Source organism: Emticicia sp. TH156, from assembly GCF_002855535.1.
Lineage (GTDB): Bacteria > Bacteroidota > Bacteroidia > Cytophagales > Spirosomataceae > Emticicia > Emticicia fluvialis.
This window is the reverse complement of the sequence record NZ_PKRS01000002.1, coordinates 69,966-95,124: the sequence shown is the minus strand read 5'-3', so window position 1 is coordinate 95,124 and position 25,159 is coordinate 69,966. Positions and strand designations below refer to the sequence as shown.

The 25,159-nt window shown below is 40.6% G+C and carries 19 protein-coding genes; 5 read left to right on the top strand and 14 right to left on the bottom strand.

Annotation, left to right across the window (positions count from 1 at the left end):
* Positions 1 to 54 precede the first annotated feature (54 nt).
* Positions 55 to 1,491 carry a sodium:solute symporter gene (locus tag C0V77_RS04375; protein WP_101725124.1) on the top strand — a complete coding sequence of 479 codons (1,437 nt, stop codon included), beginning with the start codon at positions 55 to 57 and terminating at the stop codon, positions 1,489 to 1,491.
* Between the two features lie 61 nt (positions 1,492 to 1,552).
* On the opposite strand, the gene C0V77_RS04370 is transcribed toward C0V77_RS04375, so the two are convergent.
* The 5 genes from C0V77_RS04370 to C0V77_RS04350 form a co-directional block, all read right to left on the bottom strand.
* Complete coding sequence (locus C0V77_RS04370) at positions 1,553 to 2,812, bottom strand: nucleoside permease (protein WP_101725123.1); 1,260 nt, start codon at positions 2,810 to 2,812, stop codon at positions 1,553 to 1,555.
* A 310-nt stretch (positions 2,813 to 3,122) separates the two neighbouring features.
* Positions 3,123 to 6,749 (bottom strand): M1 family aminopeptidase, encoded by a 3,627-nt coding sequence (locus tag C0V77_RS04365; RefSeq protein ID WP_101725122.1) that lies wholly within the window; start codon positions 6,747 to 6,749, stop codon positions 3,123 to 3,125.
* A gap of 20 nt (positions 6,750 to 6,769) precedes the next feature.
* Positions 6,770 to 7,636 (bottom strand): ABC transporter ATP-binding protein, encoded by an 867-nt coding sequence (locus tag C0V77_RS04360; RefSeq protein ID WP_101725121.1) that lies wholly within the window; start codon positions 7,634 to 7,636, stop codon positions 6,770 to 6,772.
* A 129-nt stretch (positions 7,637 to 7,765) separates the two neighbouring features.
* Complete coding sequence (locus C0V77_RS04355) at positions 7,766 to 9,025, bottom strand: acetylxylan esterase (RefSeq protein WP_101725120.1); 1,260 nt, start codon at positions 9,023 to 9,025, stop codon at positions 7,766 to 7,768.
* 52 nt (positions 9,026 to 9,077) lie between these two features.
* A complete protein-coding gene (locus C0V77_RS04350) occupies positions 9,078 to 10,451 on the bottom strand; it encodes an aminopeptidase P family protein (protein ID WP_101725119.1) in 1,374 nt (457 codons plus the stop codon).
* Positions 10,452 to 10,788: 337 nt separating this feature from the next.
* Between C0V77_RS04350 and C0V77_RS04345 the strand changes: the two genes are divergently transcribed.
* On the top strand, positions 10,789 to 11,295 hold the full coding sequence (locus C0V77_RS04345; protein WP_173830520.1) for a GbsR/MarR family transcriptional regulator: 507 nt from the start codon (positions 10,789 to 10,791) through the stop codon (positions 11,293 to 11,295).
* Between the two features lie 174 nt (positions 11,296 to 11,469).
* Here the strand turns inward: C0V77_RS04345 and C0V77_RS04340 are convergent, their stop codons facing one another.
* The 9 genes from C0V77_RS04340 to C0V77_RS04300 all read right to left on the bottom strand — a co-directional run bounded on the left by C0V77_RS04340 (position 11,470) and on the right by C0V77_RS04300 (position 21,075).
* Positions 11,470 to 12,438 (bottom strand): hypothetical protein, encoded by a 969-nt coding sequence (locus C0V77_RS04340; RefSeq protein WP_101725117.1) that lies wholly within the window; start codon positions 12,436 to 12,438, stop codon positions 11,470 to 11,472.
* A 215-nt stretch (positions 12,439 to 12,653) separates the two neighbouring features.
* A complete protein-coding gene (glmS, locus tag C0V77_RS04335) occupies positions 12,654 to 14,492 on the bottom strand; it encodes a glutamine--fructose-6-phosphate transaminase (isomerizing) (RefSeq protein WP_101725116.1) in 1,839 nt (612 codons plus the stop codon).
* A gap of 160 nt (positions 14,493 to 14,652) precedes the next feature.
* Positions 14,653 to 16,125 (bottom strand): DUF4270 family protein, encoded by a 1,473-nt coding sequence (locus C0V77_RS04330; protein ID WP_101725115.1) that lies wholly within the window; start codon positions 16,123 to 16,125, stop codon positions 14,653 to 14,655.
* Positions 16,034 to 16,843 carry a glycogen/starch synthase gene (locus tag C0V77_RS04325; RefSeq protein WP_101725114.1) on the bottom strand — a complete coding sequence of 270 codons (810 nt, stop codon included), beginning with the start codon at positions 16,841 to 16,843 and terminating at the stop codon, positions 16,034 to 16,036. Before C0V77_RS04325 ends, C0V77_RS04330 begins: the two co-directional genes overlap by 92 nt.
* A 204-nt stretch (positions 16,844 to 17,047) precedes the next feature.
* Complete coding sequence (locus tag C0V77_RS04320; protein WP_101725113.1) at positions 17,048 to 17,857, bottom strand: glutaminyl-peptide cyclotransferase; 810 nt, start codon at positions 17,855 to 17,857, stop codon at positions 17,048 to 17,050.
* Between the two features lie 90 nt (positions 17,858 to 17,947).
* The gene (locus C0V77_RS04315) at positions 17,948 to 18,577 is read right to left on the bottom strand and encodes an alpha/beta hydrolase (RefSeq protein WP_101725112.1); all 630 of its coding nucleotides are present in this window, start codon (positions 18,575 to 18,577) and stop codon (positions 17,948 to 17,950) included.
* 20 nt (positions 18,578 to 18,597) lie between these two features.
* Positions 18,598 to 19,536: a ring-cleaving dioxygenase gene (locus tag C0V77_RS04310; RefSeq protein ID WP_101725111.1), complete on the bottom strand. Its 939-nt coding sequence runs from the start codon at positions 19,534 to 19,536 to the stop codon at positions 18,598 to 18,600.
* A 150-nt stretch (positions 19,537 to 19,686) separates the two neighbouring features.
* Positions 19,687 to 20,271, bottom strand: a complete 585-nt coding sequence (locus C0V77_RS04305; protein ID WP_101725110.1) for a Crp/Fnr family transcriptional regulator — start codon at positions 20,269 to 20,271, stop codon at positions 19,687 to 19,689.
* Between the two features lie 33 nt (positions 20,272 to 20,304).
* The gene (locus C0V77_RS04300) at positions 20,305 to 21,075 is read right to left on the bottom strand and encodes a M15 family metallopeptidase (protein ID WP_101725109.1); all 771 of its coding nucleotides are present in this window, start codon (positions 21,073 to 21,075) and stop codon (positions 20,305 to 20,307) included.
* A 117-nt stretch (positions 21,076 to 21,192) separates the two neighbouring features.
* Here C0V77_RS04300 and C0V77_RS04295 point away from each other — a divergent pair, with 117 nt between their 5' ends.
* The 3 genes from C0V77_RS04295 to C0V77_RS04285 all read left to right on the top strand — a co-directional run bounded on the left by C0V77_RS04295 (position 21,193) and on the right by C0V77_RS04285 (position 25,039).
* Positions 21,193 to 22,428, top strand: a complete 1,236-nt coding sequence (locus tag C0V77_RS04295) for a nucleoside recognition domain-containing protein (protein WP_101725108.1) — start codon at positions 21,193 to 21,195, stop codon at positions 22,426 to 22,428.
* Positions 22,429 to 22,503: 75 nt separating this feature from the next.
* Positions 22,504 to 24,384 carry a 7TM-DISM domain-containing protein gene (locus tag C0V77_RS04290; protein ID WP_158237883.1) on the top strand — a complete coding sequence of 627 codons (1,881 nt, stop codon included), beginning with the start codon at positions 22,504 to 22,506 and terminating at the stop codon, positions 24,382 to 24,384.
* A complete protein-coding gene (locus tag C0V77_RS04285) occupies positions 24,365 to 25,039 on the top strand; it encodes a response regulator transcription factor (RefSeq protein ID WP_143706001.1) in 675 nt (224 codons plus the stop codon). The genes C0V77_RS04290 and C0V77_RS04285 overlap by 20 nt, the downstream gene beginning before the upstream one ends.
* Positions 25,040 to 25,159: the final 120 nt, after the last annotated feature.

The window sequence follows — 25,159 nt, the reverse complement described above, 5'->3', positions numbered from 1 at the left end:
AAAAAAAGTTTTGATATTTGAATCAAATTGACACAAACAGAAAACCCCGGTACAATGAGTTCTACGCTTGCCCTGACCATTCTTGTTATTTATTTTCTGGTTCTGATAATCATTTCTGTCTACACAGCCAAAGGGGCCGACACCAATACTTTTTTTACCGCCAACCGGCAATCGCCATGGTACTTAGTTGCCTTTGGTATGATAGGAACATCAATTTCGGGCGTAACGTTCGTTTCTGTTCCCGGTGCGGTGGGTAAAATCCAGTTTTCTTACTTCCAGGTTGTGCTGGGTTATGCGGTGGGTTATTGGGTAATTGCCACCATACTGATGCCCATGTATTATAAGCTAAACCTGATTTCTATCTACGGCTATCTCGAAAAACGCTTTGGGTTCTGGTCATACAAAACCGGCTCTGCGTTCTTTCTGCTTTCTCGCACCGTTGGTTCAGCAGTACGCATGTACGTGGCAGTACAGGTATTGCAACTGGCTATTTTTGAAGACCTGGGCGTACCTTTTGAACTGACAGTGGTAATAGCCATGAGCCTTATTTTTGTATATACATTTAAGGGTGGCGTAAAAACCATTATTATAACGGATACCTTGCAGACTTTCTTCTTGCTGGCTGCTCTGGTAATGACTATCTATCTGATAGCCAAACAACTGAACCTGACCGGAGGAGAACTACTGACTACCATTACGGATAGCCCTTATTCTAAAATATTTGTGTGGGACTGGGCCAATAAACACCACTTTGTAAAAGATTTTCTATCTGGTGCGTTTATTGCCATGACCATGACAGGACTGGACCAGGACCTGATGCAGAAAAACCTTACCTGCAAAAGCATTGGCGAGGCCCAAAAGAATATGTTCTGGTTTTATGTGGTGCTGGTGTTTGTGAATCTTTTGTTCCTGAGTCTGGGCGTTTTGCTTTATTTCTATTCAGAGAAAATGGGCTTGCCTATACCTGCCAAAACGGATGATTTATACCCTTCGCTTGCCTTAGGTAACCATTTTGGTACTTTTGCTGCTGTAACCTTTTTGTTGGGTATTACGGCTGCTACTTATGCAAGTTCTGACTCAGCGCTTACAGCCCTTACCACTTCTTTCTGTGTCGACTTTCTGAAATTCGAGAATCGCTCTGAAAAAGAAAGACAAAGACTAAAACACTGGGTACACATTGGTTTTACGGTTGTGTTTATTATAGTGATTGTGGTGTTCAAGGCTTTGAACAGTCAGGAGGTAATTTCGGCCGTATTTAATATTGCAGGCTATACTTATGGGCCGCTGCTAGGGCTATTTGCTTTTGGTTTATACATGAAACGCCCGGTGATTGACAGATTCGTACCGTTTGTATGTGTGGCGTCTCCGTTTCTGACCTACATTCTGGAAGAAATCAGCATGAATGTATTTTCGTTTGAGTTCGGCTTCTCAAAGCTGATGCTGAATGGATTGATAACCTTTGTTGGCCTTTTTATATTTTCGCGGAAATAGGAGATAGGATATATATAAAACGAAGAAAGCTGCAGACATTTGCAGCTTTCTTCGTTTTGGCTTAGTGATTAATCTTTACATCTGCCGCATTTTTTTCGTGCTTGTGTTTAAACAATATCGCAAACAGAAGGGCAACTATTAACGAATAGATAGCAAAGGTAAGCCAGATGCCGGGCCATTTTTTAGTGCCATCGGGCAAAGTGAAATATTGCTGAATAATAAACCCGCTGATTAAACTGCCTGAAATGGCACCGAAACCATTGACCATCATCATAAACAATCCTTGTGCGCTGGCGCGAATTTTGGGGCTTGTGTAGGTTTCAATAAATAACGACCCCGAGATATTGAAGAAGTCGAAGGCCATGCCGTACACGATACAAGACAGAATGATCATCCAAAGGCCATTACCCGGATTCCCATAAGCCAGTAAACCAAAGCGCAATACCCAGGCAAACATACTGAAGAGCATTACCTGCTTAATACCAAATCTTTTCAGAAAGAACGGAATAGCCAGAATGAATAGTGTCTCTGAAATCTGCGATATTGACATAATAATAGCCGGGTACTTAACGGCTATGGCGTCTTTATATTCGGTAACTCCTGCAAAGTCATGCAGGAAGGTGTCACCGTAAGCGTTAGTTAATTGCAAGGAGGCTCCCAGAAACATAGAAAATATAAAGAACATAGCAATTTTTACGTCTTTAAACAAAAAGAAGGCGTTCAGACCCAAAGTTTCGGCAAATGTCTTTTTATCTGATTCACGAGCCAATGGAGGGCAATTAGGTAGAGTGAATGAATAGATACCTAATACTACCGCCGCTGCGGCTGCTATGTAAAACTGATTGTGCGATGTTTCGTTACCCGTTAAGCTGATAACCCACAAAGCCACCACAAAACCCACAGTGCCCCAAACACGAATAGGGGGGAAGTCGTTTACGATATCGTTTTGTTTATTGTTCAGAATAGTATAAGCGATAGAGTTGGCCAGTGCAATGGTGGGCATATAAAAAATAACCACCAGCAAAATAGCCCAGAAGAAATCGCCGGGGTTGTTTACTTCAGGAATATATACCAGCGCAGCAGCCCCTAATAAATGCAGGATACCATATAGTTTTTCGGCGCTAACCCACTTGTCGGCAATAATGCCAGTAAGTGTAGGCATAAATAACGAGGCAATACCCATTGTTGAAAAAATGGCTCCGAATTCTGCACCTGACCAGTGTTTATTATTAAACCAGTAGCTCCCGATTGTAATGAGCCAGCAAGCCCATATAAAAAACTGGAGGAAATTCATAATGATTAATCTGAACCTGATACTCATTGTAAACGGGGATAGAATGTTGATTAAAATTAATTTGAAAGTATCTTATTAAAATACAGTAAACCTGCTATTGACACACAATTTTAAAATTATGATTGATACTGAAGATGCTGCTAAGTAGTAACATATTGTGTTTAGGTGTATTGATTGTCTTAAATACAAAGTTTAGTTATTATTTAACCTGTAAATTTTGCATTAGTAATACTTTTTTATAGTCAGGGTGTGAATTAAACAAATTTTATTGAAATGAACACATTTTAAGAAAAATTTCCATAAAAAAGGGGGCTAATCGTTAGCCCCCTGGTAAATTTTAAGCGCCTTCTGATTTTTCGGCAGCTTTGGTGTTGTCTTCAGCGTGCCGGTCTATCAGCTTGTTAATGGGGTCAACGCCCGCTTTTACAGGTTCTTCTTTTACAATGATGGTAAAAGTGTTTTTCTTCTGCGTTACTTTATGTTTTTTCAGGTAAAGCAGCTTTTCTTTGCCGTCTTTGCCTTTACCGTACACACCTACATCAATCCAGTCGTTAATGGCAACCGGCGCTTCGTTACCTGAGCTGTCTGCCCTGAATTTCTCGTTGGTTGATGTGATTTTTATCTCAAAAGTCTTGTTTTTCAGAGGCTTGTACTCTACCTGCTCAACTTTGTTCTCAAACAAAGTGATGGTTTCAAACATATCATGAATAATATTCTTTAACGAATCAGGCGTTTGGTCTTTAAAGTATTTCAGTAAATCGTTGCTGGTAGGGTATCTTTTATTTTTTGAGTCAGGACCCGGATACTGCCATTCGGCAAGGAAGTTTCGTAAAGCCGCATTTACCTTTTCTTCTCCAATGTAATCCTGCAAGGCAAACATCACAACTGAGCCTTTCCGGTAATGAATGTATCCCTGGCTCTCTACCATATTCAAAGGTTGTTCTTTTTTGCGTTCGGTTGCCCGGCCTCTCAGGTAGCTGTTTAATTCATATTTCAAAAATTTCTGCATAATTTCTGGCGTTACAGCATGTTTCATGACCATTAATGCCGAATACTGCGCCTGTGTTTCTGATAACATGGCATTGCCTTTCACGTTGGCTTCTGCCACCTGATGCCCCCACCACTGGTGTCCCAGCTCATGCGCTGTTACGTAAAAAGGCATATCCAGGTCTTCTTCGGGTTTGTCTACTTTCTGAATAAAGCCGATACCCTCAGAGAATGGAACAGTATTGGCAAAAGACTGAGCAAATTCTGAATAACGCGGAAACTCCATAATGCGCATCTGGCGGTATTGATAAGGGCTGAAATGCTTGCTGAAATAATCAAATGATGATTTCATAGAAGCCATCATCTTGTCAAGGTTATACTCATGCCCTTTGTTATAGTATATCTCCAGGTCAACATTCTTCCATTTATCTTTTTTAACCTCATATCTCGCCGATACAATAGAATAGAAATTACACATAGGCACATCCATTTTGTAGTGGAAATACTTACGGTCGTTTTCGTTCCAGGTTTTTTGCAGATACCCCGGTGCAATGGCTGTCTGGTCTTTTTCGGTTCCAATTACCATTTCAAAGCGAATATAGTCGGCATCATCACCAAAAAGGCTCTGCGATAAACCCACCGGATTACTCTGCTCCATCATGCGTTCTTTCTCTGGTAGTTTGTGCTTCCGTCTTGTGTCATCGTCGCTTAGTTCGTACTCGCCCGAATACCCGATGGTTGGAAAATAAAGGTTATTAAAAAACGTACCATTATAAACAATATCGGTGTTGCCGCCGGTGGCCTCAAAACCTTTGGTTTCATATCTGGTTTTAAACGACATCCTTACTGAGTCGCCGGGTGCCAGCGGCTTGTTGAGCGTATAAATAGTATATCCATACTTGCCATAGGTTTTGTTTTCTTTGGCGCCGCCGTCAAATCGCAGGTAATCGAGCTTCATTTTGTGGGCTTCATCATTTTGTATGTGTACATCGGCCATTGTTTTTGATGTCTTGTTTTTCAACCAGAAATAGCCCTCGGCCGTAAAATTCCTCTCCTGCGGGTATATCTCCACCTTCAGGTTTACATCTATTATTTTGGGCTGTGGCAAGTGCTCAAATTTCTTCAGTGCTTTTTCGTAAGCTACCCTTTTTTCTTCTCCTTCCTCGCGGGTTTCGTAGGTGTTCAGCTGATTCGTATTATAAAAAATATAGATACCCGCTGCAACAAATGAAGCCAGTGCAAAAAGCCCAAGCGTAACAACTGAACGGGTTAAGCGCAATCGGCCTACGCGCAACCGGGTTTTCATTACGGCCTCTGACCCACGCACCGAAAACACAACGGCCACTATGAAAAGAAAAGCAACAAAAGCAAACCAGTAGAATTTTAACCATGAAAAACGGGTAATGAAGTGCCCGTATTTGTTCATGTCGGAGTAATCTCGTAAGCTACCGCTACCGAATGAAAACAATGGATGCTGAATACCAGATGCCGCCAGGAAGAACGTAACCAGAAAGAACACGAACATCATGGCAAAGCCCACAAATTTGTTGTGTGCCATAACCTGCACAAAGAACGAGAGCAGCGTATAAAGCACCAGGAATATCATGGTATTGGTAAAAAGCGATTTGAAATACAGAGAGATTTCGAAATTGAAATATCCATGACTTGCCTGTATGACAATACCTGAAAGAATGAGAATGAATAGCAGGCCGGTATAAATTATAAGCAAGCCAACAAACTTTGAAAAAAGATTTACCCAGTCGGGCACCGGAGTGGCATCTATAATAAGGTGCATATTGGTTACCCGCTCTTTCCAGATAAGCTCGCCTGAATAAAACACCACAATGATAAGGAAGTAAAGGTCAAAATTATTCAGGAGACCAATTACATTGGCTGTAATGGGGTAAGAGCTGGTACCATACATTTCTTCAAAATAGAACGAGCTGATAATCAAATCGGCAAGGCCTATCATAATAATGGCAATGAACGGAATCTCGCGCACAACCATTCGGGTATAAAACAGGGCTTCTTTCCAGAGTTGCTTCAAATGAGTTGAAAAGCCACCGAATTGCTGAACGACAGGGATAACCACCGCCTCGGGCCGGATACCTGATTTCTCTTCTTTAACCGCTTTTTTTCTGAACCAGCTGCTACGAACTACATTGTAGCTGAAAGAAAAGTAAGTAACAACCAGAATGCACAAGGCTATACCTACCCAAATGAGCCTGTTCCATAATAGAACCCCTTCTAATGGTGCAATAAGGGTGTTTTTTTGAGCGGGTGTCCAGTATTCGGTATAAATATTGAATGCCCTGAAACAGAATGGGTCTAGTAAAGCTGCCAGATTTTTGTTCTCAATGTCTCCGAGTATAGTGTCGGTAATCTGGTAGAGTACAAATAAAACGATGCCCTGCGTATAAATTACCACTGTAGAGCGGCTCAATGCCCCGGCAGCAAAAAAGATAGCGCCCTGTATGAAAATATTAGTAATGCCCCAATAGATAAAAGGTTGTAAATAAGACCAGGCATTGAAAGGTAACATTGATTTGCCTTTCCAGGAAGGCTCCCAGGGCAAATACTCACCTATGCTGAAACCCAGCATCAGTGCCATCCAGATGGCTGAATAAACCAGTACCATAACCAGAAAAGACCCGAGAAAACGCCCAAAGAGATAATCAAACTTTGACACCGTGGTGCTGAACATCAAAGACTCCATCTTGTGTTCAAAATCCCTTAGCACTGCCACACCCATAATAGCCGAGGCAATGAAGGTCATGAAGAAGGTCATGATGATGGTCATGGTGGCCAGAAAAAACGGAGAGTTCTCTTTAATTTGCCCTCCGGCTACCCCTTCAAAACTAACATATTTAGAGGTGGCGGCAGCGAAGCAGAGTACAAACAGAATACCAAAATAGATATAAGTGGCAGGCCGGTTTTTTCTGTAAGAAAACTCAAACCTTAGTATTTCGTTAAGCATAAAAATAATCTATGTAAGGTTTAAGCAAATATTTTAGAGAAGTAAACGTCTTCAAGGTCGCCTTCAATGGCTTCAAAAGTGCCGTCGGGGTTGGTGTCAGCAAAAACATGGATAACAGGATTACCCGCTATGAGTTTTTCTGAAATCACCCTGAAATTGCTTTTATATTCAGCCAGTTCATTTTTACTGATGCGTTTTTCCCATATTTTGGCTGCAATAGATTTCAGGGCTTCGTCGGGGCTGCCTTTAAAGAGCACTTCACCTTTATTAAATACGGCCATGTCTGAGCAAAGCTCTTTTACATCGTCTACTATATGGGTAGATAATATCACCACCGTGTTTTCGCCCAGTTCTGATAACAGGTTCAGAAAACGGTTTCTCTCTGCAGGGTCCAGCCCTGCAGTTGGTTCATCTACAATAATCAGCTTTGGGTTAGCCAATAGTGCCTGCGCTATACCAAAGCGTTGTTTCATACCGCCCGAATACCCACCCAGGTTCTTTTTGCGGGCGTCCCAGAGGTTGGTTTTTTGTAAGAGCGCCTCTACAACTGCTTTGCGCTCGACCGAATTGGTGATGCCTTTCAACACTGCCAGATGGTTGAGCAGGGTAAGCGCATCTACTTTTGGGTACACGCCAAATTCCTGTGGTAAATACCCCAGTGTTTTACGCACTTCCTCTTTCTGGGTCAGAACATTGATGTTTCCAAGACTTATTTCTCCGCTGTCTGGTTCCTGTAAGGTGGCGATGGTTCGCATGAGTGATGATTTACCTGCGCCATTAGGGCCAAGCAGACCAAACATACCCTGATTGATGGTGAGGTTTACCTCTTTCAGGGCATGCACGCCGTTGGAATACGTTTTGTTGAGATTAGAAATAACCAGTTGCATAATGAAGGTGTTATTTAGGTAGAAATTGAACCTAATATTAGGGATAAATTAAGGAGAGAGAGAAAAAAAATGACAAAAGGACGATTTTATATATAGGGCTGATTTTTGCCTGTATACTGGTATTCGTTTTTACTTCCGCTTGTTTACTACTTCTGCGGCAAATTTTAAATATTGTTCCCAGTCATAGGCTGTCATGTGGTGCTTCCCAGACCTGTAATGGTATCTGATATCGCTTCCTACCGGATTGTCAACTTTTGGCTGAGCATCTACTCCCAACCCGTTTTTACCGTAGAGGGCAAAAACAGGTTCGGCATTTTTTAATGCCAGAAATTCGCCATTTGGGTCAGCCCACTGGTCACCTTCTGCGCTTGATACATACACCGCCCGAGGGGCTATAAGGCCAAACAACTGGTGTTGGTCAAACGGAAGCGCATCTATGCTACCAGCATACGTTTTGTATTTACCTGAAAACCAGTGCGGAAAGTTTTTGTTGATTATTTCATGCGTTTCGCCGTACCACCTTCTTTTCAAAGCAGCGCCGCCTTCGCCAGATTCGTTAGAGATAAAGGCAGCAAATCGCTGGTCTTGTGCTGCTGCCCAGAAAGCTGCCTTGCCCAATCTTGAATGGCCAATAACTATGGCTTTTTTGCTGTTTACGTCGTTATCGGTTTCCAGGTAGTCAAGCATTCTGCTCAGTTGCCATGCCCAGGCGCCCATCGCGCTCCATTCGGTTTCCTCTGTCTTATTCAGGCAGCCTCTCAATCCTGCTTTCCAGCCTTCTGCATGGTCTGGCTCTATGTCTCCATAATAGGCTGTTGCCATAGCAAAACCTTTACTGATAATGGTTTCGGCAGGCCAGGTTTCTACAACTGCTTTGCCTCTCGATGCCAGCGTCGCACGGTTTTTAAAAATATGCTCTGGGTTTTTCTGAAAATCAACCATCCAGTTCTGAGTAATCAGTACATCCGGGTCATTACCCAATGAGTGGTTTCCTTCAAAATTCAGGCCTATAAAAACAGATGGTTTTCTGATATGCTTCGGGATATAAAGCAATAAATTGATTCCGTTTAATTGAGGGAAATCCTCAAACGTAATCAGTACCTGTTTTCTGATGGCTTTGCCTCCAAGTGCATTATTATTTGTTTCAATAATTTTATACTTTACCCTGCTTTTTATTTCTGGCGTAATGCCATACACATTTTCGGCAAACAGCCGAACCAAAGCCGGCCTGTTGGCCTCCCATTGTGCAGCAGAGGTAATTTTTTTGTTATCAATACCTGTCAGAATATCAGGTAGTGTATAGGCAGGTATTCTGGCTTCGTCGTAGTTGACATTCTGGGCGGCTAGCATTTGCGGAATGAAAAATAAAATGCAGATAATTTTTTTCATAGCTCATAAAAAATTGAGGCACACTTCTTGTTGAAATGTGCCTCAATTTAAACTAATTTTTCAAATTTTCTACCTCTTCAACTGTTTTTGGTATAGGTTTACCCAAAATTTTGTAGCCGGTGTTAGTTATCAGGCAGTTGTCTTCTATGCGTACTCCGCCAAAGTCTTTATAGGCTTCCAGTCGGTCGTAATTCACAAAACCGGTAAATTGGTTTTCGGCTTTCCATTTTTCAATCAGCTCGGGTATAAAGTACAGCCCGGGTTCAACGGTAACTACAAAGCCTGCTTCCAGTTCTTTGGCTAGTCTGAGCGATTTCAAGCCCAATTGTGTGCTACGCTCAAGGCCCTCTCTGTAGCCAACAAAGTTTTCGCCAAGGTCTTCCATATCATGTACATCCAGGCCAATGGCGTGGCCCAGGCCATGTGGCATAAAGAGGCCTTGCACGCCAAGCGCGAGCATTTCTTTTATATCACCTTTTACAATGCCCAGAGCGCTCAGCCCTTCTAAAAGCACTTGGTTGGCAAGCAAATGAACGTCTCTGAAAAGCACACCGGGTTTCAGGGCTTCAATTGCCTTTAATTGCATTTGCAATACCACATTGTATATCTCTTTTTGCTGTTCTGTAAATCTATTACTGACAGGAATCGTACGCGTAATGTCTCCGGCATAAAACATACTGTTTTCAGCTCCAGAATCATTCAGCGCCAGTTTACCCTCGGTCATGGTATTGCCATGATAATGATTATGCAATGTTTGCCCATTGATACTGAAAATGATTGGGTAGGCCAGGTCTCCGCCGCCCTCCAGTGCTTTCTGGTGTAGTAAGGCGGCTATTTCAAATTCCTTCCGGCCAGCCCGGGTTTCGCGCATGGCGGTTAGGTGCATTTCGCGGGTAATGTTTACGGCCTCTTCCATCTGCACAATTTCTTCAGCAGATTTGTATGAACGCTGCCCGACGATGGCTTTTATCAGGTCTGTTGAGGCCCGGTCTTTGAGTTGCGCTACAGGAATATTCAACCAGCTGTTTAGTTTGAATTTATTCTCGTACCTGTAAGGCGGGGTAAAGTGTACCTTGCCTGCCTTGCTTAGTTTTTCAGGCAGTTTTGCATAAGCATCTGTTCTGTAAACACCTACCCTGCGTGCTTGGTCTGCCAGAGTAGGCTGGGGGCCAACCCAGATGATGTCGTCCATGCTGAATTCATCTCCGTAGATGATTTCTTCACCTGAATCTACATCAATAATTGCTGCCAGATTGGGCAGACTTATGCCAAAATAATAGAGAAAATTGCTGTCTTGCCGGTAACGGTACGTATTATCATGGTAGTTCATTGGGGCTTCTTCATTGCCCATAATTAAAATCAGACCGCTTCCAACGCTACGTTTCAGGGTGTTGCGTCTTTCTATATATGTTTGCGTAGAGAACATGTGCTTTTGATATTTTAAGGCACGAAATAAGCGAAAATGACTTAAAAAATATAGGTTTCAGTTGATTAATTTGTGCGCAAAAGGCACATTGTACCAGTGATTAGGTTACGTTTTTCATTGCTGAGTTGATGGGCTGGCTTTCAGCCGGGCGTATGTGGGCATTGCTGAGCTTTCAAGTGTTGTGTAAACAATTGTGAATCAATGTATTAGGTGATTGGAGTTTTTGTTTTAATTTTTCAAAATATTTTCAGAAAATTTTGAAAATTCAAAATTGTTATTTTACTTTGAGGCAATTAGACTTACGTGCAAAAAAGTTTTACCAAAAAGGATGGCTACAATGGAGTTAAAAGAAGCAAAAGACAAGTTTATCCATACTTGGGGTACTCTTGCCACGCAGTGGGGTATTAACCGCACCATGGCACAGATACACTCTTTGCTTTTACTTGCGCCCAAATCAATGAATGCGGACGAAATAATGTCAGAACTGCAGATTTCAAGAGGAAATGTAAACATGAACTTACGCGACCTGATGGATTGGGGATTGATTTACAAACAGCTGCTGCCCGGAGAAAGAAAAGAGTATTTTATTGCAGAAAAAGATATCTGGAAAGTTGCCAAGCAGATTGCCAAAGAGCGACGCAGAAGAGAAATTGGCCCGTTGATTGAGGCGATGGAAGAGTTGAAAGAGGGTATAAAACCAGATAGTACTGAAAAAGAAGAGTTTCTTAAGATTGTGAACGAGATCAGCACTGTTACAGTTTTTGCAAATAACACGATGAGTTCATTATTAAAAGCTGATGAGAACTGGTTGGTCAGTAACTTCGTCAAAGTTTTTAACAAATAAGATTTTGGCTCAACTGAGCTGTATTTTTTTGGAGTTTTGGGGTTAAGCAGTAATCATCTCTTTGATAGACGATTACTGCTTTTTTTATGTTTTTACTCTATCTTTATCTAATTAATTTAAATTGAGATTTTCTAAATATAAAATTCGGTAGTCTAAGTGTCAATCGACAATTTGCTAATACCTATTTCCAGCGACACTTTTGAATTTTTGAGTAATTAAAAACATAATATAGTCAATATCTGATGTATTAGTTAACTTAATTTTATATGAAGTCCCTTTTACTCCTGATTTCCACTCCCAACTTCCTTCAGAAGATATTTTTTCTGGGTCATTTATTGTGAAGTAATTTTTAGATGTCGTTCCATCTGGATTAATATTTCCTCGTATTATTTCAATTAAAATTAAATTCTTTCTAAAGTTAAAGTAACAAAGGATTTTAGTATTATAAACTAGGCTTATATATTGCCTTTTTGAAACTAATTCAGTATTATCTAATTCTTGAATTTTAGATTTCAATTCTCCCCATTTATTCACTATCTCTTTATCAGTTTTTGAAGTATGGGCATCTTCATCAATCTGAGATACCTCCTTATTTACACTTTGAATTATTGGAGAGTTTGTAATAGTGCTAATAGAATTAATATTCTCTTTTGAGGCAGATATATGTTTATTAAGAATTATTGTTTCATTATAGAATCTCTTAATCTCCCATAACTCAAATGGCATATTCTTAAAGTTTATGCTATTTTTTTGGTATGCGTTAAATGATTGTGAAATGAATATAATTCTTGATTGTGTCCAATCAACATCATCTCTTTTCAATGTTCTATTTAGGCTTTCATTGTATTCTACAATAAACTCCGTTTTATTATTTAGCATCAAGGAAAGATAAGAGTATCCTTGATCAATTACAGAATAACTACTACCTCTTTTGTATTCAATTAAAACAAATGAACTTGTTTCTTTATCAAAGCATAAAGTATCAATTCTAAATTCTCCTATAGGAAATTCGGAACGTACAAATTCTAGTCTAAAAAATGTATCCGTATTTTTTTCGATTATTTCTTGTATTTCTTTTTCTACTTTGAATGGATAAAGCTCAATAAACTCTACTTTATTATTTTTTAAATTAAAAACCTCCATATTTAAAAAATCTAATATAAAATTGAACGAAATAACTATTTATGTTATACTCACAAAATTAATTTTTTAATTAAATAAGTATCTTAGATTAATGAAATTTGTTTTAGGTATAACTAAATAATAGCTTAATTCGAACTTAATAGTTTTTAGCGCAGCTATAATCAAACTATAATTTATTTTTGGTTCGGGTCTTACTTAAAGATTTATTCAATACCTTATTCTACCGTTACCGACTTAGCCAGATTCCTCGGCTGGTCTACATTACGGCCTCTCATTACGGCAATATAATAAGATATTAACTGCAATGGAATAGAGGTTATTAATGGCAGCAGCAGGTCGTTGGTTCTGGGTACTTCTATTACAAAGTCTACCATTCTAGGTATCTGGGTTTCGCCTTCGGTTACAATGGCAATTACACGTCCCTTACGGGCCTTTACTTCCTGAATGTTTGATACTATTTTCTCGTAAGAATTATCTTTGGTGGCTATAAATACCACGGGCATGTCTTCATCAATTAAAGCAATTGGGCCATGTTTCATTTCGGCGGCGGGGTATCCTTCTGCATGAATGTATGAAATCTCTTTCAGTTTCAACGCGCCTTCCAACGCGACGGGGAAGTTCAGTCCTCTGCCCAGAAATATGAAATTAGAGGCAAAGGTAAATAGCTTCGATATGTCTTTTATATGCTCTGCATTTTTAAGAATTTTCTCTACTTTTGATGGTATGGCATCAAGCCCCAGAAGTAACTCCCGGTATAAATTCTGATTGATGGTTCCTTTTTTATGGGCTGTTGCTAGGGCTATCAGGCTCAGAACAGTAACCTGAGCCGTAAAAGCCTTGGTGCTGGCTACCCCAATTTCGGGGCCGGCGTGGGTATAAACCCCCGCGTGAGTTATACGGGCTATAGACGACCCCACCACATTGCAAACACCAAGAATAATGGCACCTTTTGATTTGGCCAGCTCAAGGGCGGCCAGGGTATCGGCTGTTTCTCCTGATTGAGAAATAGCTATTACAATGTCTCCTTCTTTGATGATTGGGTTGCGGTATCTGAACTCCGACGCGTATTCAACCTCAACGTTTATGCGTGCCAGCTCTTCAAAAAGGTATTCTCCTACCAGGCCTGCATGCCAGGAGGTGCCACAGGCCACTATCACAATGCGGTTGGCACCCGCAATTTTATCCAGATAATCTCTTAAGCCGCCTAATTGAAGCGTGGCGTTTTCCAGATTGATACGGCCACGCATCGAATCAGCTATTGAGCGTGGCTGCTCAAATATCTCTTTAAGCATGAAGTGGTCATACCCGCCTTTTTCTATGGCTTCCAGCTCCAGCTCAACGGTTTCTATATACGGAGATACATCTTCATTGGCCAGGTTTTTAATTACCAGCTCATTATTTTTTATAATACCTATTTCAAGGTCTTCCAGATATACCACTTCTTTAGTGTATTCAATAATAGGGGTGGCATCAGATGCAAAGAAGAATTCGTCTTCACCAACACCAATAACCAGTGGGCTGCCCTTACGGGCAGCTATCAGTTGGGTTGGGTTTTCCTTATCAATAATTACAATGGCATACGCACCTACTACCTCACGAAGTGCAATTCGTACGGCCTCTTCAAGTGAGCATCCCATATTGGCTTGAATATCTTCAATAAATTTTATCAGAACCTCAGTATCGGTGGCGCTATCAAAACTATAGCCCTTGTTGATAAGGCTTTGCTTAATGGCAGAGTAGTTTTCTATAATACCATTATGTATAATAGCCAGTTTTTTGCTGGTTGAATAATGCGGGTGCGCGTTTACGTCGTTTGGTTCGCCATGTGTGGCCCAACGGGTGTGGCCTATTCCTATGGTGGCATGCAGGTCTTTACCTTTCAGCTCGTTTTCAAGGTCTGACACCTTACCTTTTTTCTTGTATATATTAAGTTCGTGTCCGTTTAATAAGGCTATGCCGGCGCTGTCATACCCACGGTATTCTAATCTTTTCAGGCCTTTAATAATAATAGGTGCAGCTTCGCGGTGCCCTACATAAGCAACAATTCCACACATGGTTTATTGAAGTTTTAGTTTTCTATAAATAAAGAAGTTTTAAATAGAAAAAGTCCAATATCTGGCTATATATCTAATCAAATTTATGAAAAAAATACAATATAAAAACAAAAAGAGAGGAGATTTTGGTCTCCTCTCTTTTGTCTGAAATAACCTGATGTTACTTCTTGCCTGAATAGTAAACATTCAGTTTTATGTTTTTTATAACTACGCGAGACACGTTATTATTGTAGATTCCGATAGTTGAACCAGACGATGTAGTACTTACAAAACTAGGTACCAGAGCAATGCCGTCGGTTGTCTTTTTCTTATTGAGCAGGTCTTGCAGATAAGAGGTAAAGTTAAACTGATAGTTGTTATTGGTAGTGTTGAAGTCTGCAATGTATTGTGTACCAGTGGCAACATCCAGTGCTACGAAGTCTTCAACATTATTCGTCTTTTTCAGACGATTATCTTTGCCTATTTCAACCAGTACAAACTGCGGTGGCACCCTTAAATTTCCGGCAACCTTGTCCATGTCAGGTTCAATAATCAGTTCAGCTTTATTAATAGCCACATTGTTGTTTCCGGCTTTTAGAAGGTTGTTCAGCGTGGGGAACAAAATTTTGGTGGTTATACCAGCGCCAGACTGCATATAAGTAATATTACCTGTTAACTGGGCAGGTACAGTATCAAATTCTTTTATATTTTGCAATACCTTACCCTGCCTGTTGGTTTTAATTTCGCTGAAACGTTCTCCCAGAAAAGTAAGCGACATGGCCTTGCCAACGGTATCGCCTTGCGCATGGTAATATAGAACCGGTGCACTGCTACCCAGTGCCATAGAAATGCCATAAACTGTTTGGGCATTATTGTTGAGCGTAAGAGCAAAACCTTTAATGGCAGCAGTAAATTTGTCAATGTCTGACGACTGGTCTTTACCAATAATCGAAAAGATTTCGTTACCTATAGAGGCAGGGAGCTTAAAGGAAATCAAACTGTCTTTAGCCGTTGAAGTTGCTGATCGTTTAAATTCTTTGTAAGTTAAATTTTTGCTGGCAATAGGGGTGGCGTTATAACCCAGTTTATCTTTATTAAGGTATTTTTTGCCTTTAACAAAGTCTTCAGTCAATCGGTGAAGATTAAGCGTAACTGGTTGGGTAGAGTCTCCGTAGGCAAAACCATTGTGCGCAAAATAGACATACATAGAGTCATATACGGCTTTGTCTTTATCCGCATCCGGGAAAGTCAGTGCGGCATACCCACCTGTATTTCCATCAATCGGAAGTGTTATCTGAGTAAATAAAGTAGCAGAAACGTCTCCAAAAACGGGGTCAGTATAATGGCCCAGCACCGCACCCGATTGGGCAGATGTAACTACTGAGTCAATCATGACGGTGGCTCTGCTTACCGTAAGGGTATCAGTAAAAGTAGTACCAAACTGTCCACCGCCCGATGGAGCGTCTACTGCAATATTAATAGGGTCTTCGCACGACAAAAAGAATGCGGAAAGTAGCAATATGGCTACATTCCGCATTTTAAGTGTGAAATTTCCGCTATTTTTAAGGAACGAGTTCTGTGTAAAGATTAAAGTACGTTTCCGTAACGTTGTCGTCTTCAATGCCTGCTTCAATTTTGTTAGCTGTAATTTCATTCAATAATTTACTTAAATTTTCGTTCATGCCCTCGTTAGCTTTCACTATTGAGTCGGCATATTGACAACCAATTTTAATGAATCCTTCAAAATCTGCCGAGCGTAGGTGAGCCAAGGCCTCATCCGATACATCCATAGCTTTGGCTTTCTCAAGGATGTCCTCGTCAAACTTGTGCTCAAATGCGTTATTATAAATTGTAAATACTGACTTTGTGTCTTTGAAAACAGGGTCGTTTTTGTAAGTTGTTTTCAGATACAAAGGAATCAGAGCTGTCATCCAGTCGGTGCAATGTACAATGTCAGGAGCCCATCCTAATTTCTTCACAGTTTCCAGAACACCTTTACAGAAAAAGATTGTTCTTTCGTCATTATCATCATAGAAACTTCCCTCTTTATCTAAGAAAACGTATTTCCTGTTAAAATAGTCTTCGTTATCTAAAAAATATACTTGCAATTTAGCACTTGGTATAGAAGCCACTTTAATAATAAGCGGTTTTTCGTCTTCACCCACAGTAATATTGATTCCTGATAACCTTACCACTTCGTGGAGACGGTTTTTACGTTCATTGATTGAACCAAAACGAGGAATCAGGATTCTGATTTCCATGCCTCTTTCTTGCATGGCTTGCGGAAGTTTACGAAGAAATTCTGCTACTTCTGAAATTTGCAGGAAGGGATTTATTTCACTGGCAACGTACAGAATACGAAGTTTACGCATATCGATAAAAAATAATTTATTTGGGAGTGTCTTCCAAAAAAGTATGCAAAGATACGAAAAAAACTAACAATTTGTTATAAAATCTTTTTAAAACAAATCATCGGGCCCTGTAAACTATTAAAAATCTTCTGTTTGCAACTTTGCATTGCCACCTTTCTGCAGGGAATGGCCCCTAGCTTCGCGCAGCCTTTGCTACTTATATTATTAATGCTTGAAATCTATCTGATACACCCTTGGCCACATTTTACCGGTTACATAAACTTTGTTACCGGTTGAGTCATAGGCAATACCGTTTGTTTCCATTGATTTGGGGTATCGTGTGCGGGCATCAGAGGCCAGCGAGCCTAAATCCAGTTTTGCTACAACGTTTCCGGTGGCAGGGTCTATCTTTACAATTTCGTTAGTCTGCCATATATTGGCATAAATAAAACCCTTAATATATTCCAGTTCGTTGAGTTGCTCTTTTGCAAATCCATTTTCTTTTACCGATAAGGTTTTAACAACTGCAAGGCTTTCAGGGTCCAGATAGGTAAGGGTGTAAGTACCATCGCTCATGATGAGCCACTTACCGTCGGTGGTTAGCCCCCAGCCCTCAGCGTTGTTGAAACTGAATTCCTTCATTTTTTTAAATGTCTTTAAGTCATAAACAAAGCCGGTTTTTGACTTGTAGGTAAGCTGATACACCTTGTTGTTCAGAATAGCCATGCCTTCACCAAAGTATTTAGACTTATCGAGGCTTACTTTTTTATCCAGACGGCCCGATGTTAAATCAACAATACCAATGACAGACGAGGTTTCTGGTAGCTCATCAGGTGAACCCGTACTCTCGTAAAGCTGATTATCATGAAACAGCAGCCCTTCTGTGAAAGCGGTGGTGTCGTGCGGAAAAGAATTTACTAATTGAAATGGTATGTTAGGTATAGCTGATGTTTCTTCAGAGCTTGATTTACTGGAATCATTGCAGGAAAAAAGGATAACAGCAAGCGAACAAATACCGGTTAATGTCTTTTTCATGTTTAATTGACGGAAACTTTTCCGCAAATCTAAAAAAAGTATTTCAACCCGATACTATGCCCGGCTATTATCCTTTGCTTTTAACTTCTTTTAACTAAAGTGCTTTTTGTACCATTCTGCCGAAAGCAGAATATCATTTCTGGTAAGCTGATGCCCCGTAGGCAGGTTATGATTGCTTACTCCAAATGCTGCATTTTTAAGAATTTTCACGTACTTTACGGTATCAGCCTGATTAACCGTGGGGTCACTGGTACCATTACTTAAAAAAACAGGGGTATTCCGGGTGTTTTTAAGATCCGAATCTATGCTCTTAAATGGCTGCATGGGGCGGTAAAGAATAGCTCCAGCCAGAAAATCAGGATATAGCACCAATGTGCTACCGGCTATATTTGCGCCGTTAGAATAGCCCAGTGCTACAATCTTGTTTACATCAAAACCTTCTTTTTCTGCCAGTTCTTTTAAAAAACTCACCATTTCATGCGTACGGAATGTTAAATCTTTTTCGTCGAATATGCCCATACCCAATCTTTTGAAGAATCTTGGCATGCCGTTTTCAGATACATTACCCCTTAGACTGAGTATGTTAAAACCACTGCCTATTTCTTTGGCAATGGGTAGCAGGTCATGCTCATTGCCGCCAGTGCCGTGCAGGAGCAACAAAGTGGTTGCTCCTGGTTGTTCTACTGGCACATATATGTACTTTAATGCCTGAAAATCCATTATTTTAAACAATTATGTGGTTAATCTAATTTTACCAGATGGGCTTCAATCTCTTTTCTGCGAGGCTCGTATTGTGCAGGCAGTTTAAGATTAGTACCCAATTCTTCCAAAGGTTCGTCTACCGTGAACCCCGGATTATCAGTTGCTATCTCAAATAAAACGCCACAGGGTTCTCTGAAATATAAAGAGTGGAAATAGTTACGGTCTATCTGTGGCGTAATATGGAACCCCAGATCCAGAATTTTTTTATGATAAGCCATCTGCGTTGCATCATCTTTAACTCTGAACGCAATATGGTGTATAGTACCACCGGCGCTTAAACCTCTGGCTTCGTTGGGTAATTCAACCAGATCAATGATATTGGCTGTATCAATGGCATCGGTAGCGTAACGATACCGGTTGGCTTCCTGAGCCATTAACTTATAGCCAAACACCTCTGTTAATACGGTTGCCGTAGGCTTAATATCATTTAGTGTAATGGTTGTATTATAAAAGCCCCTTGTTGCCAAATCTGCCTTTACCTCTTCTGTTTCATAGGGTTTTCTGGGGTCGGCATTTTTGGGTACAATCAGTTCAAGTTTCAATCCGTCAGGGTCAAGAAAAGTAAGGTATTTTTCCCCGAATCTTTCAGACGGTTTGTTATAAATTACATTGTATTTTTTAAAACGCTCTACCCAGAAATCAAGGCTGCCTTCTGGTACGGCATAGCCGATTTCGGTGGCCATGCCGGCACCGCGTTTCCCCTGCCTCACGGCGTTTCCCCAGGGGAAGAAAGTTAGCACCGTGCCCGGAGTACCCTCTCCATCTGCAAAGTAAAAATGGTAAGTGCCGGGGTCGTCAAAGTTTACGGTTCTTTTAATGAAACGCAGGCCTAGTACTTTAGTGTAAAAATTAAAATTGCGTTTGGCATCTCCAGCTATCGCTGTTATATGGTGTATGCCTAAGATTTTATTTTCCATTGTCTTTTTTATTTTAGAAATCAAGAATGTTGTTTCTCAAATCTTAACATCTCTGTTGTTGATTTGATGATACAAAGTTGCAGTCTTGAAATTTCAAAAACATTGAACTAGGACAAGAAACAATACAGGCATAAAAAAAACAGAAGGTTGTCAGGCTTTGGTCTTTGCCAGTTTGGTTCTTACTTTACTAAGAAACTCAGGCGAAAAGCCCAGATACGAGGCGATGTAATGTTGGGCAACTCTTTGGGGTATAGTTGGGTACCTTTCCAGGAAATCAAGGTATTTTTCAACAGCGGTAGTAGCAATGGTCTGAAACAACCGCTCCTGCATGCGTGTGAGGTTTCTCTGAACCATCAGCCTGAACATACGTTCAAACTTAGGCACTTCGGCCAGTAATTTCTCTTTGGTTTCAGGGGTTAAAACAAAAAGCTCGCAGTCTTCCAGGGTTTCTATAAACATTCGGCTGGGTTTCTGCTCATGAAAACTGGCTATGTCGCTCACCCACCAGTTTTCTATGGCAAACTGAAGGGTTACCTCAGCGCCGCTGGGGTCAAGGTAATAGGTTCTTACACATCCCTTCTTTATAAATGCTTCAAATTTGCACACTTCACCTTCTTGTAGCAAAAAGGCCTTTTTGGCTATACTTTTTGCCTGCAATGATGCATTAAAGATGGCAACTTCCTGATCGGTGAAATATGCATACCGTGCAATGTAAGCGTTTATCTCTTCAAACATAATCTGATACTCTTCGGTAGGTTAATTCCAACGTCATTCTATTATTTTATATAATTCTTTGGCTTTGGCTCTCGAAATGGCATTAAAATGCCACCACTCGCTGTCTATGCGCATATATCCGGCCTTTTGCATGGCATTGCGTAAAACCAGACGGTTATCAATCTGCTTTTGAGTCAGTTTGCCTTCTGCCAGCATCTCGTCTTCGTAAATAGGGTAGGCTAAATCGCCAAAATAATCATATTTGGTGCCCATGTCTAAAGGTTTACCAGACTTGGTATCAAACACAGTTAAATCAACTGCCGAGCCAAAGTTATGAATAGAGCCTTCTGCCGGATTCGCCACAAAATCGGCTCTTTTGGCAGGGGGTATGGTGTCTAGCATTGCCCACAGTTTATGCTGTACCGATAACGGCCTCGCGCTGTCATAGACAAGTAGCCTGTATTCAGGGTGCCGGCTTTGCAGATATTTACTGGCTTTGGCCAGCATCTCTGCCGGTTTTTTCTGCATGTAGGCGCGGGTCAGGTCTCCGTAAACATCCGAGCGCACAAAATTATCGGTTGTTGAGTACTTCAGTTCAACCATTATTGTAGAGTCTAGGGTTTGTACATTCACTAATCCCTGATTAATCATCCGTTGCTCTAATTCAGGAATCTTCACCGTTTCTACAACCGCAAGGGTATCTTTCTTTATTTGTATGGTATCTGTCTTTAATGTATCTGTTTTTTCGGTTTGTGTCTGAGAAGTACAAGCTCCTATCAACAGGGTTACTATTGATATTCCTGAAATTAGCTTTAGTTTTGCCATAAAATTGGTTCATTATTCCGGCAGTTCCGGTTTTTTGTAGAAAATGAAAGGCAAGCAATTATAAATCTTAGTTTATTTATATCTTGCCGGCAAATCTAACCCTAAAATCTCAATTTTATGGCATTAAACTACATTTGGGTAGCATTTTTTCTTATCGCATTTGTTGTTGCACTTATTAAAGTCATATTTACCGGGGATACCGAGATATTCAAGCTGGTTGTTGATGGCATGTTCGATTCCGCCAAGCTGGCCGTGATGGATATTGCCCTGCCTTTGGCCGGAGTTATGACATTCTTTTTAGGGATATTGAAAGTGGGTGAGGAGGCAGGGGTTATCAGACGCATGGCCAGAATCATAGGCCCGTTTTTCAGCAAGCTGTTTCCGGAAGTGCCGAAAGACCATCCGGCAAACGGCCAGATGATTATGAATTTTTCGGCCAATATGTTGGGGTTAGATAACGCTGCTACGCCGTTCGGGCTTAAAGCCATGCAGAGTCTTCAGGAGTTAAACCCTAATAAAGAAACGGCAAGTAATGCCCAGATTATGTTTATGGTACTGCATAGCGCCGGGCCAGTGTTGATACCTTTAAGTATTATGGCTCAAAGAGCTATTTATAATGCAGCCGACCCTTCAGATATTTTTATTCCGGCATTGATATCGGTATATGTGGCTACACTGACAGGAATGCTTTTTGTTGGAATTAAGCAGCGCATCAATTTTTTTGACAAAACATTGTTTAGCTGGCTGGCCGGGGTAACGGCGTTTATTGGTTTTGTAATCTGGTATTTTGCGCGCCTCTCTAAAGAAGAAATAGAGACCACATCGAAAGTTGTAAGTAATATGTTGCTGATGGTTTTTATTGTGGGGTTTATAGGAGGAGCTGTTTACAAAAAAGTTGATGTTTTCTCAGCTTTTATTGATGGCGCAAAAAACGGTTTCGAAACCTCAGTAAAAGTAATTCCGTATCTGGTTGGTATGTTAGTGGCCATTAGTGTTTTCCGGAATTGCGGAGCCTTAACTTATATAGTAGATGGTATGAAATGGGTGATAGGTCTTACCGGCATTAATACAGATTTTACTGAGGCGCTTCCAACAGCTCTGATGCACCCATTAAGCGGCAGTGGCTCAAGAGCCATGATGATAGACGCCATGAAAACCCACGGGGCCGACTCTTTCGTCGGGCGTTTGTCTTGTGTTTTTCAGGCTTGTTCAGACACCATCCTATATATTCTAGCGCTTTACTTTGGCTCGGTAGGCATTAAGCATACCCGTTATACATTGGTAGCCGGTTTGCTGGCCGACTTTGCCGGCGTAGTTACTGCCATTGTTGTGTCTTATATATTTTTTTATTAGTACATGATACAGCCAGCCATTTACATAAATACCGGAAGCATAAGACTATTCGGCAGGTTTTTATTTCTGCTATTTATGAGCTTTGCCTCTCTGGGTGTTAATGGTAAAGACTCAACAGAGGTTATACTGTTGAACTACGACGGTAACTGGCAAATGAAAAATATGCCCCCAGGTTTGAGTTATTATCAGGATAAAAGCCGGCAGCTCACGCTTAAAGAATTACTAACCAGACCCGAAGCCTTTCATTTTAAACAAACCAAAGGCAATGCACCTACTTTCTGGGCAAGAGGTAACCCCTTCTGGTTTAAGTTCAGGTTAAAAAACTCTACAGGCATTGACCAGAGCTTTATTATAGACCTGCCTACGCCTCTTTATGACGAGGCCAGATTTTACACCACCGAAAATGGCGTTATATTGTCAGAACACTTTCTTTCTTGGCAGACTCCCCAGCTTGCCAGGGTTATTAAACACCGTAATTTTTTCTTTCCTGTTATTTTAAAAGCACATCAGGAGGTTGTATGTTATCTTAAACTTCAGATAGAGGTAGGGTCTATCTGGGCGCCTGTCAATATCTGGGAGCGAAACATTTTTGACTACTATTATTATTCAACCGACTACCACACCTGGGGCTTTGTAATTGGCATTTTGCTGTTTGTGGTTTTTATGTCTTTTTTGCTTCTTTTTGCTTTTAAAGACATGCTCTATTTTTTTTATGCCTTGTATGTTCTCATGGCACTTGCGTTTGTTGCTACTTCGCAGGGGTATTTCATCAGGTATTATGTAGATGGCTCCTTTGGTGTGCAGGGCAACCGGCTCCGATACGTTGCTTCGCTTTTATTGCTGATAGCCGGGCTTTTATTTATCAGAAAATACCTTCGCTGGGACCTCGTCAAAAACAAATATATCAACTACCTGCATATTGGTATGATAGCCATCCTTACAGGCATGATTATCTTTTTATATGCCGACAGCCTGTTGGTACATGGCGATTGGTTTAAGCGTTACATTAAAGTTGTAAATAAGATGCTTGGGCTGGTGTTCTGGATACCCACCACCTATGTTATACTTATCTCATTTTATTGTATCAGGATAGGCCATTACAGAAAAGAGGCCATTTATTTTCTTATTGCTAATTTACCAGTTGCATTTATAATATTTTATTCTGCTTTAAGTAATTATGAGATAGTAAGAGGAAGCCGACTGGTTGAAATAGATTATTTTGCTTATGCTTATATTATTGAAATTGTATTTCTGATGGTTTTACTGGCCTATCGGCTAAAGGCCATGCAAGATACCGCCGAGCAGCTTTTTCTTGAAAAAGCCATAGCACAGCAGCAGAGAACAGAAGCCATATTGCAGGCAGAAGAGAGAGAACGTGTAAGAATAGCGCGCGACCTGCACGATGGCATAGGGCAGATGCTGGCCGCAGCCAGAATGGCTCTTGGTAACTTTATGGCAAAGAAAAAGGAAGAAAATGAACACATTCAAACCTCGCTTGATTTGCTGGAAGAGAGCATCAAGGAGATACGGGAGATTTCTCATAACATGATGCCCGGTGCCCTAACAAAACTTGGCTTGTCTACCGCCCTGAAGCAGTTTGTTAATAAAATAAATTCGCTCGGAGAACTGCAAATTGAATTGCAGATAATAGGATTAAAAGAAAGACTCAACGAAAAAATTGAAACTACCCTCTACCGTGTTGTACAAGAGGCTTTGAGTAATATTTTTCGTCATGCAGAAGCCACAAAAGTAAGTATAGAACTGGTAATACACGAAAAAGAACTGGTATTGATTATAGAAGATAACGGAAAGGGTTTTGATAACCAGAGACTTGGTAAAGATGGTATTGGAATTAAAAATGTGACCACAAGAGTAGAATATTTGAATGGAAGTGTTAATTTTGATTCAGCAATCGGAAGAGGAACCAGCGTAATTGTTGAAATTCCCCTCATTTGATTCGTTTGTAATGATAGCCGCCAAACTCAAAATTTTAATAGTTGACGATCATCAGATTCTGATTGATGGTATAGAAGCTATGCTCCAGGGTGTAGATAACTTTGAAGTTGTGGGTAAACTGCTCGATGGAAAACTAGCCTTAACTTATCTGTCTGATCACCCTGTTGATATCCTCCTCACAGACCTTTATATGCCTAAAATGACAGGTATTGAGCTTACTCAAAAGGTTAAGAAAGCATTTCCTGATTTAAAAGTCCTTGCGTTGTCGGTTTCTTATGATGTTTCTATTGTTCATGACCTGATGGACGCGGGCATCTCGGGCTTTATTCTTAAAACAATCGGCAGGAACGAACTGATTGATGCAATTAATGAGGTATCTAAGGGCAATGTTTATTTCAGCCGCGAGGTTTCTAATGAAATTCTCAGAAGCCTGGCCAACAGAAATGACCCCGAAGAAGAAATTTATCGTTTGTCAGACAGAGAAATTGAGATTCTGAAGTTAATAGCCAGAGAGTTTTCTAATGCTGATATTGCCAAACAATTGTATATTTCTGAAAGAACTGTAGAAACCCACCGAAAGAATATATACCGTAAAACCAATACCAAAACCATAGTGGGGCTCATAAAGTATGCCGTAGAACGCAAATTAATTTAAGCAATACGTACTGGTACGGATGCACAAGTTAAAAAATACCCTGAAATGGGTATTGGCCTGCAAAATAGTCTTTACGATATTTGCATTATGAACACGAAGGTGTTATAGCCATGAAGACGA